The organism is Bartonella sp. MR30HLJHH (assembly GCF_042194195.1).
GTDB lineage: Bacteria > Pseudomonadota > Alphaproteobacteria > Rhizobiales > Rhizobiaceae > Bartonella > Bartonella grahamii.
The window spans coordinates 1-13223 of record NZ_JBHIMO010000018.1 but is presented as its reverse complement, the minus strand read 5'-3'; the positions used below and the strand labels follow the sequence as shown (position 1 = coordinate 13223).

Sequence of the window (13223 nt, the reverse complement as noted above, 5' to 3'; positions counted from 1 at the left end):
GTTGTTGAATATGAGGCAACCGGTGATTTAGACAAATCCCTTGAACAATTGTCACACTCTCCAGGCATGGCATGGATCAAGCAACTGCGTGATGATCCAGAATTATCCAAGCAAGTTGATTGGCAAGCAGTTCGAGCTGAGTTTAAAGACTGGGATTATAAAGCCCAAGGATTGACAGAAGCCGGTGCGGCTCTCGTGGCATTGGCTGTCACGGCGGTTACGGGTGGAGCAGCCTCGGGCGCTGCCAGTGCCATTACCGGTGCATTGGGGCTTGGCTCGAGCACCGCCATGAATGCGGCGATACAGGCAGGTGTCCAAGCACTGATTAACAAAAGCGCTGTGGCTCTTGTCAATAATCGCGGCAATATTGCCGGCGCCTTGCATGAGCTTGGTTCTTCCAAGAATATTCTCAGCATTGTCTCGTCGATGTTGACAGCAGGTTTAACCAGCCAAATAACGGAAATGGCAGGTGTTGGACAATCTTTGCCAAAAACCGCTCCTTTTGTCGATCGCATTGCCCTTGAAGCGAAAAAGAACCTGATCAAAGCCGCCATTGGCACGAGCGTTCAAACGGCTCTTGAAGGCGGCTCTCTTGACAAGAACTTTTTTAACAATCTGCGCATCGCCCTGTCTGATACGGTTGGCAAATCGTTGGCGGAAGAAATCGGCACCGCCAAGGCAGAAGGCAAAATAGACACGGTCACACAAATCGTTGCCCATGCTGGTCTTGGCTGTTTAAAAGGCGCGGTTGCGAGCGGCGCTTGCTCTGCCGGTGCTGTGGGCGGGGCTGTGGGTGAAGCCACAGCCATGCTCCAGTTTCAATTGTGGGTGCAAGGCATTGTGAAAGAGGAAATGGGTGATCTAAACGGGCGCACCCCTACTGCGGAAGAGGAAGCGCGTATAAACGCAAAGATTGATGCGCAGTTTGCTGACTTTAGAGATCACACCATTGATGTCGCACGGGCTGCGGGGGGCGTTGCCGCTGCCCTTGCCGGTGGCAATGTTGATGCCGGCGCTGATGCCGCAGGTAATGCCGCTGCAAATAACTTTTTGAGTAGTGCACAACGCGCTCAGAAGAAGAAAGAGTTAGAAGAGTGCCCTGATGATCAGTGTCGAAGAGAGGTTAACGAAAAATGGTTCGAGATTGATGAACAACAAGATAGAACTTTTGCGACAGGAATTATGGCTGGTCTCATTGCCGATGCACCAATCAAGCTATACGAGTTAGCTGATGGCGCTGTGAAGAACATGATGTTACAAATGATAATATTTGCTAGCAATCCACGGGGGGGCGTTGAAAAGAGTTTTAAAGACATTGGAACAGGAGCGTCTTGGGTTGTGAGTGGACATGTGATTGATGATGTCTGGGAAGGTGCTGGTCAATTCTGGGGAGGTGTTGAGGATTCCTTTATAGGGGATATAGATTACGTAAAAGAGAATATTGAAAAAGCGGGAGTTGACGGAGCTTTTAATGCTGGTTTTGAAAGTGGAAGATTATCAGCCGGAGTGTTAGAAAACTTTGCTGGAGGAGCTGGAGTAGTCAAGGGAGGCATAAAGCTTGGCGAAAAGGCTGTGATCAAGTTCAATGCTAGGAAAGATTTTGCCCAATTCGCTTCCAAGAAAAATCTTGCCAAACTTGCAGCTCAAGGAGATCCTGCCAAACATGCGGCGAAGAAAGAACTAACTAAACTCGCTGCTAAAGAAAAAAAGCTTTGGCTAAAAGAGAAACCCACTAAATTTACTGATAGCAAATTTGGACAGACAAACAAAGCCTATAAGAGAGACGATTTGTTTGATCCTAACAGAATTTCTGATTGGGAAGAAAAAGGAAAAACGGTGTGGGGCACCAATGTTGAGAGAATGGAAGCAGGAAGAGCACCTATAGGGTTTGATGGTCAATCTGTTGAGTTACATCACTTAAAGCAAACACATGAGGGTCCCATAGCAGAAATTAGCAATAAATTTCATAACAAATATAGTTCGGTGATTCATGCTCCTTCTAAAACACATAAATCGCTTATAGAGAGAAAAAAGTTTGATAAGTGGAGAGAGGAATATTGGAAGGAACGTGCTAAAGGATTTAGAGAACAAAAAAACAATAATTTAGGAGGACTAATTGATATGAAATGGAGTATCATAGGGATAGATTTTGACAGATGGGGACAGGAGCATCGGCAATAATGCTCTACGGTTGATGAAAAGAGAGAAAAAAGAAGTTTGGAGAAATAATCGATGAAAACCTATACCTTAGATGATGTTGCAGTATTAATTGATAAAGTGAATAAATATGATGATGATATTATCAATTTTCGTACTGAAGATGATGCAGTTGATGATCTCGTGATTGAAAGGGCGGAGAAAGCTCTCGGTTTACAATTTACATCTTCTTATAAGAGTTTTTTGAAACATTATAAAGGTGGGGACATTGCTGGTTATGAAATCTTTAGTCTTTATGAGCATCCTATAGGTGTTTCTGTTAATGATATTGTTCACCAAAATTTAAATTATTACAGAAAACATGGTTTTGCGATACCAGAACAGCTTGTCGTTAACAGAACAGATTTTGGTGAAACCTTTTATTTTGATTATACGCAGTTTCGGGATGGTGAATGCCCACTTTATGTCAGGCTTCCATCTGAAGATTGCGAATATTATGCCAGTAATTTTTATGAATTCCTTTGCAAAAGAATTAAAGAAAGCGTGGGAGTTGAGATACCTGATGGTGATCAACCAATTGAAAAGATTGAGAACACTCCCACTCCGCAACCTATCCCTTTTTACAAGAGTTTTTGGAAAAAACTATGGAGGAGGTGAAATTGATAGAGGAAATATGGAGCGTTTATAACGCACGTTTTGAGGTTCATTTATGAAAACCTATACCTTAGCTGATGTTGCAGTATTAATTGATAAAGTGAATAAATATGATGATGAGATTATCAATTTGGGTAGTGAAGATGATGAAGAGAATGAAACAGATGATTTACAGATTGAAAAGGCGGAGAAAGCTCTCGGCGTACAATTCACATCCTCTTACAAAGTTTTCTTAAAAAAATATGGAGGAGGAGAAATTGGTGGTGATGAAATCTTTAGCATTTATGGAGATTGTGGGGAAGGTATTCCTGCTGGTGATATTGTTTACCGAAACTTACTCAATAGAGAACGTGGTTTTGTGACACCAGAGCAGCTTTTCGTTAGCAGAACAGATTTTGGTGAAACCTTTTATTTTGATTATACGCAGTTTCGGGATGGTGAATGCCCACTCTATGTCATGCTTCCATCTGAAGATTGCGAATATTATGCCAGTAATTTTTATGAATTCCTTTGCAAAAGAATTAAAGAAAGCGTGGGAGTTGAGATACCTGATGGTGATCAACCAATTGAAAAGATTGAGAACACTCCCACTCCGCAACCTATACCTTTTTACAAGAGCTTTTGGAAAAAACTATGGAATAGGTGAAATTGATAGAGGAAATATGGAGCGTTTATAACGCACGTTTTGAGGATCATCCATGAAAACCTATACCTTAGATGATGTTACAGTATTAGTTGATAAATATGAAGGTGATATTGTTAATTTTGCTAGCAAAGATAAGGAGGTTGATGATCTCGTGATTGAAAAAGCTGAGGAAATTCTTGGTTTGCAATTCACATCTTCCTATAAAGTTTTTTTAAAACATTATAAAGGCGGGGACATTGGTGGTTATGAAATCTATAGGCTTTATAAGGAGTGTGGAGAAGATATTCCTTTTGATGATATTGTTTTCCAAAATTTAAATGATAGGAAACGTGGTTTTGCAACACCAGAACAGCTTATCGTTTGTGATGCTGCTTTTGGTGAAACCTTTTATTTTGATTATACACAGTTTAGGGATGGAGAATGCCCACTTTATGTCATGCTTCCATCTGAAGATTGCGAATATTACGCCAGTAATTTTTATGAATTCCTTTGTAAAAGAATTAAAGAAAGTGTGGGAGCTGAGATACCTGATGGTGATCAACCGATTGAAAAGATTGAGAACACTCCCACTCCGCAACCTATACCTTTTTACAAGAGTTTTTGGAAAAAACTATGGAAGAGGTGAAATTGATAGTGAGGAAATATGGAGCGTTTATAACGCAAGTTTTGAGGTTCATCTATGAAAACCTATACCTTAGCTGATGTTGCAGTATTAATTGATAAAGTGAATAAATATGATGATGAGATTATCAATTTTGGTACTGCAGAGGATGCAGTTAGTGATGTACGGATTAAAGAGGCAGAAAAAACTCTCGGTTTACAGTTTACAACTTCTTATAAGGATTTTTTAAAAAATTATAAGGGAGGAGAAATTGGAGGTGATGAAATATTTAGCATTTATAACGCAAGTTTTGATAAGTGTCCTGCTGGTGATATTGTTTTCTATCATTTGACGGATATAAAAAATGGTTTCGCAAAACCAAATCAGCTTGCCGTGAATAGAACTGATTTTGGTGAAACATTTTATTTTGATTACTCTCAATTTCGGGATGGTGAATGCCCAATCTATGTCATGCTTCCATCTGAAGATTGCGAATATTACGCCAGTAATTTTTATGAATTCCTTTGCAAAAGAATTAAAGAAAGCGTAGGAGTTGAGATACCTGATGGTGATCAACCGATTGAAAAGATTGAGCACACTCCCACTCCGCAACCTATCCCTTTTTACAAGAGTTTTTGGAAAAAACTATGGAAGAGGTGAAATTGATAGGGGAAATATGGAGCGTTTATAACGCACGTTTTGAGGATCATCTATGAAAACCTATACTTTAGATGATGTTGCAGTATTAATTGATAAATATAATGATATTATCAATTTTCGTACTGAAGAAAATGCGGCTGATGATCTACGGATTGAAAAGGCGGAGAAAGCTCTCGATTTGCAATTCACATCTTCTTATAAGAGCTTTTTAAAAAAATATGTAGGAGGAGAAATAGGGGGTGAAGAAATCTTTAGCCTTTATAAGGAGTGTGGAGCAGATATCCCTGGTGGTGATATTGTTTTCAAAAACTTAAATGCTAGAAAACGTGGTTTTGCAACATCAGAACAGCTTGTCGTGTGTTACGCTGATTTTGGTGAAACCTTTTATTTTGATTATACGCAGTTTCGGGATGGTGAATGCCCACTCTATATCAGGCTTCCATCTGAAGATTGCGAATATTACGCTAGCAATTTTTATGAACTCCTTTGCAAAAGAATTAAAGTACACGCGGGAGAAGAGATACTTGAAGGTGATCAACCAATTGAAAAGATTGAGCACACTCCCACTCCGCAACCTATACCTTTTTACAAGAGTTTTTGGAAAAAACTATGGAAGAGGTCAAATTGATAGAGGAAATATGGAGCGTTTATAACGCACGTTTTGAGGTTCATTTATGAAAACCTATACCTTAGCGGATGTCATAGAATTAGTTGATAAATATGATGGTGATATTGTTAGTTTTGGGATTGCAGAAAATGCGGTTGATGATCTCGTGATTGAAAAAGCAGAGAAAGCTCTCGGTTTACAATTCACATCTTCCTATAAAGCTTTTTTAAAACATTATAAAGGGGGAGACATTGCTGGTTATGAAATCTATAGCCTTTATAAAGAGTGTGGAGAAGATATTCCTTTTGATGACATTGTTTTACAAAACTTAAATTATTATAGAAAATATGGTTTTGTGACACCAGAACAGCTTGCCGTTAGTAGAACAGACTTTGGTGAAACCTTTTATTTTGATTATACGCAGTTTCGGGATGGTGAATGCCCACTCTATGTCATGCTTCCATCTGAAGATTGCGAATATTACGCTAGCAATTTTTATGAATTCCTTTGCAAAAGAATTAAAGAAAGCATAGGAGTTGAGATACCTGATGGTGATCAACCGATTGAAAAGATTGAGAACACTCCCACTCCGAAACCTATCCCTTTTTACAAGAGTTTTTGGAAAAAACTATGGAAGAGGTGAAATTGATAGTGAGGAAATATGGAGCGTTTATAACGCAAGTTTTGAGGTTCATCTATGAAAACCTATACCTTAGCTGATGTTGCAGTATTAATTGATAAAGTGAATAAATATGATGATGAGATTATCAATTTGGGTAGTGAAGATGATGAAGAGAATGAAACAGATGATTTACAGATTGAAAAGGCGGAGAAAGCTCTCGGCGTACAATTCACATCCTCTTACAAAGTTTTCTTAAAAAAATATGGAGGAGGAGAAATTGGTGGTGATGAAATCTTTAGCCTTTATAAGGAGTGTGGAGCAGATATCCCTGGTGGTGATATTGTTTTCCAAAACTTAAATGCTAGAAAACGTGGTTTTCTGACACCAGAACAGCTTTTCGTGAGTAGTACTGATTTTGGTAAAACCTTTTATTTTGATTATACGCAGTTTAGGGATGGAGAATGTCCAATCTATGTCATGCTTTCATCTGAAGATTGCGAATATTACGCCAGTAATTTTTATGAATTCCTTTGTAAAAAAATTAAAGAAAGTGTGGGAGCTGAGATACCTGATGGTGATCAACCGATTGAAAAGATTGAGCACACTCCCACTCCGCAACCTATACCTTTTTACAAGAGTTTTTGGAAAAAACTATGGAAGAGGTGAAATTGATAGAGGAAATATGGAGCGTTTATAACGCACGTTTTGAGGTTCATTTATGAAAACCTATACCTTAGCTGATGTTGCAGTATTAATTGATAAAGTGAATAAATATGATGATGATATTATCAATTTTGGTACTGCAGAGGATGCAGTTAGTGATGTACGAATTAAAGAGGCAGAAAAAACTCTCGGTTTACAGTTTACAACTTCTTATAAGGATTTTTTAAAAAATTATAAAGGAGGAGAAATTGGTTATGAGGAAATTTTTAGCATTTATAACGCAAGTTTTGAGGATCATCCTGCTGGTGATATTGTGCATAAAAACTTATATCATAGGAAACATGGTTTTGCGACATTAGAACAGCTTGTTGTGAGTAGAACTGATTTTGGTGAGACATTTTACTTTGATTATACTCAGTTTCAGGATGGTGAATGCCCACTCTACGTCAAGATTCCATCTGGAGCGTCACATTATTATGCAAGTAATTTTTATGAATTTCTCTGTAAAAGAATTAAAGAGCACGCAGGGGAAGATTTATGAAAACCTATACCTTAACTGATGTTGCACAATTAGTTGATAAATATCAGGATGTTATCGATTTTGGCACTGCAGAGGATGCGCCTGATGATATATGGATAAAGAAAGCTGAGGAAACTCTCGGCTTACAGTTCACAACTTCTTATAAAGATTTTTTGAAAAATTATGGAGGAGGAGAAATTGGTTGTGAAGAAATATTTAGCATTTATGGGGATTATGTAGGTATTCCTGCTGGTGATATTGTTTATTATCACTTAACAGATATAAAAAATGGTTTTGCGACATCAGAACAGCTTGTTGTGAGTAGAACTGATTTTGGTGAGACATTTTACTTTGATTATACTCAGTTTCGAGATGGAGAGTGTCCGCTCTATCTTAAGTTTCCACCTAGCGATCCCCAGTATTACGCAAGTAATTTTTATGAATTTCTCTGTAAAAGAATTAAGGACCATGCAGGGGAAGATTCATGAAAACCTATACCTTAGATGATGTTGTAGAATTAGTTGATAAATATAATGATAGTATCGATTTTGGCACTACAGATGAAGCAGTTGATGATGTACTAATTGAAAAAGCAGAGGGGATTCTTAAATTGCAATTCACATCCTCCTACAAAAGTTTTTTGAAGAATTATGGAAGAGCGGAGATCTGTGGTGAGGAAATATTAAGTGTTTATAATACAAATTTTGAAATTGCTCGTAGTGATGATATTGTTTATTATCATATAACGGATATAGAAAATGGTTTTGCGACATCAGAACAGCTTGTTGTGAGTAGAACTGATTTTGGTGAGACATTTTATTTTGATTATTCTCAATTCCAGAATAGTGAGTGCCCGCTCTATCTTAGATTTCCACCTAGCGATCCCCAGTATTACGCAAGTAACTTCTATGAATTCCTCTGTAAAAGGATTACAGATAATTTGAAGTAGATTTTTTTGTATGGTGGTTTTACTTTCAAATTGCAATGTTAAACCACCATTATTTTTTTCTTTTCAAGAATGCAAGCGTCGTTAATATTTTTTAGGGGGGAAGGACTTATGAAAACCTATACCTTAGCTGATGTTGCAGTATTAATTGATAAAGTGAATAAATATGATGATGATATTATCCATTTTCGTACTAAAGATAATGCAGTTGATGATCTTGTGATTGAAAGGGCGGAGAAAGCTCTCGGTTTACAATTCACATCATCTTACAAGAGTTTTTTTAAACATTATAAAGGTGGGGACATTAGTGGTGAAGAAATCTTTAGTCTTTATGAGCATCCTATAGGTGTTTCTGTTAATGACGTTGTTTTCAAAAACTTAAATGCTAGAAAACGTGGTTTTGCAACATCAGAACAGCTTATCGTGTGTTACGCTGATTTTGGTGAAACCTTTTATTTTGATTATACGCAGTTTCGGGATGGTGAATGCCCAATCTATGTCATGCTTCCATCTGAAGATTGCGAATATTACGCCAGTAATTTTTATGAATTCCTTTGCAAAAGAATTAAAGAAAGCGTAGGAGTTGAGATACCTGAAGGTGATCAACCGATTGAAAAGATTGAGAACGCTCCCACTCCGCAACCTATACCTTTTTACAAGAGTTTTTGGAAAAAACTATGGAAGAGGTGAAATTGATAGAGGAAATATGGAGCGTTTATAACGCACGTTTTGAGGTTCATTTATGAAAACCTATACCTTAGATGATGTTTTAGAATTAGTTGATAAATATAATGGTGATATTATCAATTTTGGTACTGAAGATGATGCAGTTGGTGATCTCGTGATTGAAAAGGCGGAGAAAGCTCTCGGTTTACAATTTACATCATCTTACAAGAGTTTTTTAGAACATTGTAAAGGCGGGGATATTGGTGGTGATGAAATCTATAGTCTTTATAAGAATCCTGTAGGTATTCCTGCTGGTGACATTGTTTTCCAAAACTTAAATGATAGAAAACGTGGTTTCGCAACACCAGAACAGCTTATCGTTTGTGATGCTGCTTTTGGTGAAACCTTTTATTTTGATTATACGCAGTTTCGGGATGGAGAATGTCCAATCTATGTTATGTATCCATTGGATAATTGCGAATATTACGCCAGTAATTTTTATGAATTCCTTTGTAAAAAAATTAAAGAAAGTGTGGGAGCTGAGATACCTGATGGTGATCAACCGATTGAAAAGATTGAGCACACTCCCACTCCGCAACCTATACCTTTTTACAAGAGTTTTTGGAAAAAACTATGGAAGAGGTGAAATTGATAGAGGAAATATGGAGCGTTTATAACGCACGTTTTGAGGTTCATTTATGAAAACCTATACCTTAGCTGATGTTGCAGTATTAATTGATAAAGTGAATAAATATGATGATGAGATTATCAATTTGGGTACTGCAGAAAATGCAGTTGATGATCTACTGATTGAAAAGGCGGAGAAAGCTCTCGGTTTACAATTTACATCTTCTTATAAGAGTTTTTTAAAAAATTATAAAGGAGGAGAAATTGGTGGTGAAGAAATTTATAGCATTTATGGAGATTGTGGGGAAGGTATTCCTGCTGGTGATATTGTTTACCAAAACTTACTCGATAGAAAAGATGGTTTTGCGACACCAGAACAGCTCGTTGTGAGTTATGATCTTGATGAAACCTTTTACTTTGATTATACGCAGTTTCGGGATGGTGAATGCCCACTCTATGTCATGTTTGCGGATGAGGAGTCCGAATATTACGCCAGTAATTTTTATGAATTCCTATGCAAAAGAATTAAAGTACACGCAGGAGTTGAGATACCTGATGGTGATCAACCGATTGAAAAGATTGAGAACACTCCCACTCCGCAACCTATCCCTTTTTACAAGAGTTTTTGGAAAAAACTATGGAAGAGGTGAAATTGATAGTGAGGAAATATATAGTCTTTCTAGAGAACCTAAGTATTACACAAGTAATTTTTATGTAAAAGAATTACAGATCATGCTGGGGGAATGATGATGCAAACCAAAGATGTCACAGAGATTTTAAAAAGATTGGGCTGGGAGCCTTATCGTGATAACGTGGGGGATACTTTTGCGCATTATCATCTTCCCGATCGCATTGTCGGTATTGGCTATGGTGTAAAAAATTATGGAGAGAGAGGCAAAGAGTTTTTGCTTTCGGCTGATCTCACCACCGCTGCTTATTGTCTTGCTCGGGAATATTCTAGAGGTGAAAAATCACAGCGTAAATATGGAGATGTGCTGTTTTACGCGAAGGAGGATTTTAATGTTAAAGCTCCGGATCTTTCCGAAAGCCATATCACAACCGCTTTAAACAAAGTGGTTGCATGGGCGCAAGCACAGGATATTGAAAAAAAGTTGTGCGAGGAAGCTGCTGATCATTCTGCCGTTGCACAAGCATTACTTGGTGATGTAGAGACTTTAAAGAGTTCTGAGGTTACATCTCAGTTGTATGTACCAGAATTTTCTGATTACAAAACAATGACGAGGTATGATCGCCTGCTTTTTTTTGCACAGGCCTATAAAAATGGGGAATTAGACGATATTCTAACGCGCAAGAAGCCAAAACAGCGCTCGATAAGTCTCACAGCAGCAATGCGCGTTCTTAAAACACAAGGGTGGTTTTCAACGGAACCTGGAAAAATGTGGTTGATTTTGCCCGACCGTTTCATTCAATTTGATTTTGGTTTTATACGTCTCCATGACAATTACAATGTCCGTATTGAAGCTGAAATATCTAATGAAATGATTTCTGTCGCTTGCAATTGTATTCACTATAGTAAGGAATATTGGTGCGTTTCTCCTAAAAATATTTATAATTCTTTTAATACGATTGGGGGGGGGATTTTTAGTGGTTTTGGTAAAGGCATTGATATTTGTGTAGAGACATTAGATGAGCAAGAGCTTATCAAAATCTCTGAGCGGATAATACAGTGGGCACGTGCCCAAGATTTACAAGCATCAATAGAAAGCAAAACGCTTATCCAAAAATATAGCTACAATATAGATATAGTCTGGCATTTAGCTTGTTTAGCATTAACAGGTCAAATTGATGTCCTGAAATCTTATCAAAATTTTTTAGAAGCAGGTACGATTTCTGAAATTTTGGATGACCGTGAAGTAGAGAGATATATTAACCAAGCCGTTCAATTTGCTGAAGAATATCTGAAAATCCTTAATGAGCGAAAAGCTATAGATGATCGTCTTAGTTTACAAGATTTGTCTTTTCTTAATACAGTTTCTGAAGACTTAAAAAGGATGGACTGGACAGTCTATCGTGATAAAAATTACAATTGCAATGCTTATTTTATAAAGAAAGATCGTATCATTAATATAGTGTACAACCTTGATAAAAACGGAGAGACACCATTTGTTACCTTCAAGGTTTCTCTTTCAACACTTGGTTTTTCTACAGCTTATCGATCTATTTTCATCAATACTCCCCAATATACCGTTCTTAAAGAATCAGAAGAAGTTTATGCAGTTTCTAGTACTGAATTGGATGAAGGCAAGCTGAAACAGATCAGTGCGGATATTTTGTGCTGGGCTGATCGACAAAATGTGAATCAAATCATCTATGATTATGCGGCTTTGTCCCCAGACAGTGAATATGATTTTGCGAAGTTGCACCTTATTGCACTTATTCTTATTGGGGATGTTGAAAAACTCAAATTTTATAAGGAAAGTTTGAAGGATAAAAACTTTTCAGCTTTGATAAGGGAAAACATAGCACATATTATTGATAACGTCCTTGCTCTTGCACGCCGTTATCGGACTGGTTTTCCTAAAAACGCTCCGATTTTAAGCTTGGATCCGCAAACAGCATCTGTTGCCTCCAAAACAACTTTTGTTGAAGTGGCAGAGGAAGTGGATGAAGCGGATGACACTGATGATCGTCTTACCATGGAAAGTGCTCATGCACTTTTAAAAAGCCTAGGCTGGTCAACCGAGAAAATCAATGAGAATGACCATATGGCAAGCTATCAATTGGCTGATCGTGAAGTAGATATTCTTTATAACGACGAAATTGCCAAAGACTACCCGCAATTTGATAGCGCTTTTATGATTAGTACTGGCATTCTTTCCACCGCTTGTAAATTCATTGATCCTACCTACACGGAAGATATTCCAGATATACAGCTTAATTTTGAAGCAAAGGGGTTAGAAATCTTTGAACCAGAAGTTACTGCGGATCGCTTAAAGCAAGCACTTGATGACGCGCTAAAATGGGCGGTAACAGACATTGACCTTTCTAAAAGACTTCGCTCTGATTATGGCACTGCTCCTTGGGAAAAAGGCGCCACGTCCAAAGCAAACGATACGGATTATGCTTTACTTCATCTTGGCGCTCTTGCTTTGTTGGGTGATGTTGAGACCTTACAATCTTATCAGAAAAGCTTTACGGCAGGTGATCACCTAGGCTTTGACGAAAGCATCAACAAAACCCACCTTGAACGTGCATTAGCTTTAGCCAAAGAAGTAGCAAAGGTGAAGCAAGTGAGTTACGCTTTGATTAAACAGGTGGCAGAAAAGCTTGATGATCAACAAGAGGTTACCAGCAAGGAGCAACACCGCTCGTGGAAAGAGAAAATAGTCAATTTTATCGGAAAAAAAGACAAGAAATAGCACCTAAAAAATATCAAAAAGATTTCAGAAATTTAGAAAATAAGACGCGCTCCAAAGTCTTGATCACTAGTTGAAAAACTCAACAGTGGTATGGCTCTGATCATGGTTTTGGTGCAAGATTTTAAGGAAACAACCTATAAAAAAAGATCTATAAAATTATTCCATAGATGATCAAAATCCCTTTTAATGGATTATTGTCTATTTTATCGGTTATGTCTGTTTATTTAACAGACGAATCTTATGATTTTAGTAAATGATTAAAATGTGCTTTATGAAAAGCATATAATCCTTTAAAGCCTTTCAAAAGAAAGGGATTATAATCATAAGAAATGCTATCAAAACTATTATGGTACTTAGTTTTGAAGGTTTTGAGGGTTCCTTTTCCCCCCCTTATATATTTTTTTCAATCAAAAATAAAATAATACATATAAGAAGCACCCCCAAAGCCCCCCAAAATTAATGATGGGGAGTGCT

General features: G+C 37.5%; 15 protein-coding genes. All 15 read left to right on the top strand.

What is annotated here, in order from left to right:
• Positions 1-2181 (top strand): DUF637 domain-containing protein (locus tag ACFIKR_RS07980; protein ID WP_375659480.1); only part of this gene is annotated, 2181 nt, incomplete at its 5' end.
• Positions 2182-2232: 51 nt separating this feature from the next.
• The gene (locus tag ACFIKR_RS07975) at positions 2233-2814 is read left to right on the top strand and encodes an SMI1/KNR4 family protein (protein WP_375659479.1); all 582 of its coding nucleotides are present in this window, start codon (positions 2233-2235) and stop codon (positions 2812-2814) included.
• 52 nt (positions 2815-2866) lie between these two features.
• Positions 2867-3457 (top strand): SMI1/KNR4 family protein, encoded by a 591-nt coding sequence (locus ACFIKR_RS07970; RefSeq protein WP_375653335.1) that lies wholly within the window; start codon positions 2867-2869, stop codon positions 3455-3457.
• A gap of 52 nt (positions 3458-3509) precedes the next feature.
• Positions 3510-4082: an SMI1/KNR4 family protein gene (locus ACFIKR_RS07965; protein ID WP_375659478.1), complete on the top strand. Its 573-nt coding sequence runs from the start codon at positions 3510-3512 to the stop codon at positions 4080-4082.
• A 54-nt stretch (positions 4083-4136) separates the two neighbouring features.
• On the top strand, positions 4137-4718 hold the full coding sequence (locus tag ACFIKR_RS07960; protein ID WP_375659477.1) for an SMI1/KNR4 family protein: 582 nt from the start codon (positions 4137-4139) through the stop codon (positions 4716-4718).
• Between the two features lie 52 nt (positions 4719-4770).
• On the top strand, positions 4771-5346 hold the full coding sequence (locus ACFIKR_RS07955; RefSeq protein WP_375659476.1) for an SMI1/KNR4 family protein: 576 nt from the start codon (positions 4771-4773) through the stop codon (positions 5344-5346).
• Between the two features lie 46 nt (positions 5347-5392).
• On the top strand, positions 5393-5968 hold the full coding sequence (locus ACFIKR_RS07950; RefSeq protein WP_375659475.1) for an SMI1/KNR4 family protein: 576 nt from the start codon (positions 5393-5395) through the stop codon (positions 5966-5968).
• A gap of 54 nt (positions 5969-6022) precedes the next feature.
• On the top strand, positions 6023-6613 hold the full coding sequence (locus ACFIKR_RS07945) for an SMI1/KNR4 family protein (RefSeq protein WP_375659474.1): 591 nt from the start codon (positions 6023-6025) through the stop codon (positions 6611-6613).
• A 52-nt stretch (positions 6614-6665) separates the two neighbouring features.
• Complete coding sequence (locus ACFIKR_RS07940) at positions 6666-7151, top strand: SMI1/KNR4 family protein (RefSeq protein WP_375659473.1); 486 nt, start codon at positions 6666-6668, stop codon at positions 7149-7151.
• The gene (locus tag ACFIKR_RS07935) at positions 7148-7618 is read left to right on the top strand and encodes an SMI1/KNR4 family protein (protein ID WP_375659472.1); all 471 of its coding nucleotides are present in this window, start codon (positions 7148-7150) and stop codon (positions 7616-7618) included. Before ACFIKR_RS07940 ends, ACFIKR_RS07935 begins: the two co-directional genes overlap by 4 nt.
• Positions 7615-8079 (top strand): SMI1/KNR4 family protein, encoded by a 465-nt coding sequence (locus tag ACFIKR_RS07930; protein WP_375659471.1) that lies wholly within the window; start codon positions 7615-7617, stop codon positions 8077-8079. Before ACFIKR_RS07935 ends, ACFIKR_RS07930 begins: the two co-directional genes overlap by 4 nt.
• A gap of 108 nt (positions 8080-8187) precedes the next feature.
• Positions 8188-8766, top strand: a complete 579-nt coding sequence (locus tag ACFIKR_RS07925; RefSeq protein ID WP_375659470.1) for an SMI1/KNR4 family protein — start codon at positions 8188-8190, stop codon at positions 8764-8766.
• A 52-nt stretch (positions 8767-8818) separates the two neighbouring features.
• Positions 8819-9388: an SMI1/KNR4 family protein gene (locus ACFIKR_RS07920; RefSeq protein ID WP_375659469.1), complete on the top strand. Its 570-nt coding sequence runs from the start codon at positions 8819-8821 to the stop codon at positions 9386-9388.
• Between the two features lie 52 nt (positions 9389-9440).
• Entirely contained in the window at positions 9441-10019 is a 579-nt protein-coding gene (locus ACFIKR_RS07915) for an SMI1/KNR4 family protein (protein WP_375659468.1), read from the top strand.
• A gap of 99 nt (positions 10020-10118) precedes the next feature.
• On the top strand, positions 10119-12749 hold the full coding sequence (locus ACFIKR_RS07910; protein ID WP_375659481.1) for a DUF6990 domain-containing protein: 2631 nt from the start codon (positions 10119-10121) through the stop codon (positions 12747-12749).
• The last annotated feature ends 474 nt before the right edge of the window (positions 12750-13223 follow it).

Excerpts from the sequence above, each read along its gene's own strand:
- ACFIKR_RS07975 (WP_375659479.1), top strand. The coding sequence starts at position 2,233 with ATGAAAACCTATACCTTAGATGATGTTGCAGTATTAATTGATAAAGTG.
- ACFIKR_RS07970 (WP_375653335.1), top strand. The coding sequence starts at position 2,867 with ATGAAAACCTATACCTTAGCTGATGTTGCAGTATTAATTGATAAAGTG.
- ACFIKR_RS07965 (WP_375659478.1), top strand. The coding sequence starts at position 3,510 with ATGAAAACCTATACCTTAGATGATGTTACAGTATTAGTTGATAAATAT.
- ACFIKR_RS07960 (WP_375659477.1), top strand. The coding sequence starts at position 4,137 with ATGAAAACCTATACCTTAGCTGATGTTGCAGTATTAATTGATAAAGTG.
- ACFIKR_RS07955 (WP_375659476.1), top strand. The coding sequence starts at position 4,771 with ATGAAAACCTATACTTTAGATGATGTTGCAGTATTAATTGATAAATAT.
- ACFIKR_RS07950 (WP_375659475.1), top strand. The coding sequence starts at position 5,393 with ATGAAAACCTATACCTTAGCGGATGTCATAGAATTAGTTGATAAATAT.
- ACFIKR_RS07945 (WP_375659474.1), top strand. The coding sequence starts at position 6,023 with ATGAAAACCTATACCTTAGCTGATGTTGCAGTATTAATTGATAAAGTG.
- ACFIKR_RS07940 (WP_375659473.1), top strand. The coding sequence starts at position 6,666 with ATGAAAACCTATACCTTAGCTGATGTTGCAGTATTAATTGATAAAGTG.
- ACFIKR_RS07935 (WP_375659472.1), top strand. The coding sequence starts at position 7,148 with ATGAAAACCTATACCTTAACTGATGTTGCACAATTAGTTGATAAATAT.
- ACFIKR_RS07930 (WP_375659471.1), top strand. The coding sequence starts at position 7,615 with ATGAAAACCTATACCTTAGATGATGTTGTAGAATTAGTTGATAAATAT.
- ACFIKR_RS07925 (WP_375659470.1), top strand. The coding sequence starts at position 8,188 with ATGAAAACCTATACCTTAGCTGATGTTGCAGTATTAATTGATAAAGTG.
- ACFIKR_RS07920 (WP_375659469.1), top strand. The coding sequence starts at position 8,819 with ATGAAAACCTATACCTTAGATGATGTTTTAGAATTAGTTGATAAATAT.
- ACFIKR_RS07915 (WP_375659468.1), top strand. The coding sequence starts at position 9,441 with ATGAAAACCTATACCTTAGCTGATGTTGCAGTATTAATTGATAAAGTG.
- ACFIKR_RS07910 (WP_375659481.1), top strand. The coding sequence starts at position 10,119 with ATGCAAACCAAAGATGTCACAGAGATTTTAAAAAGATTGGGCTGGGAG.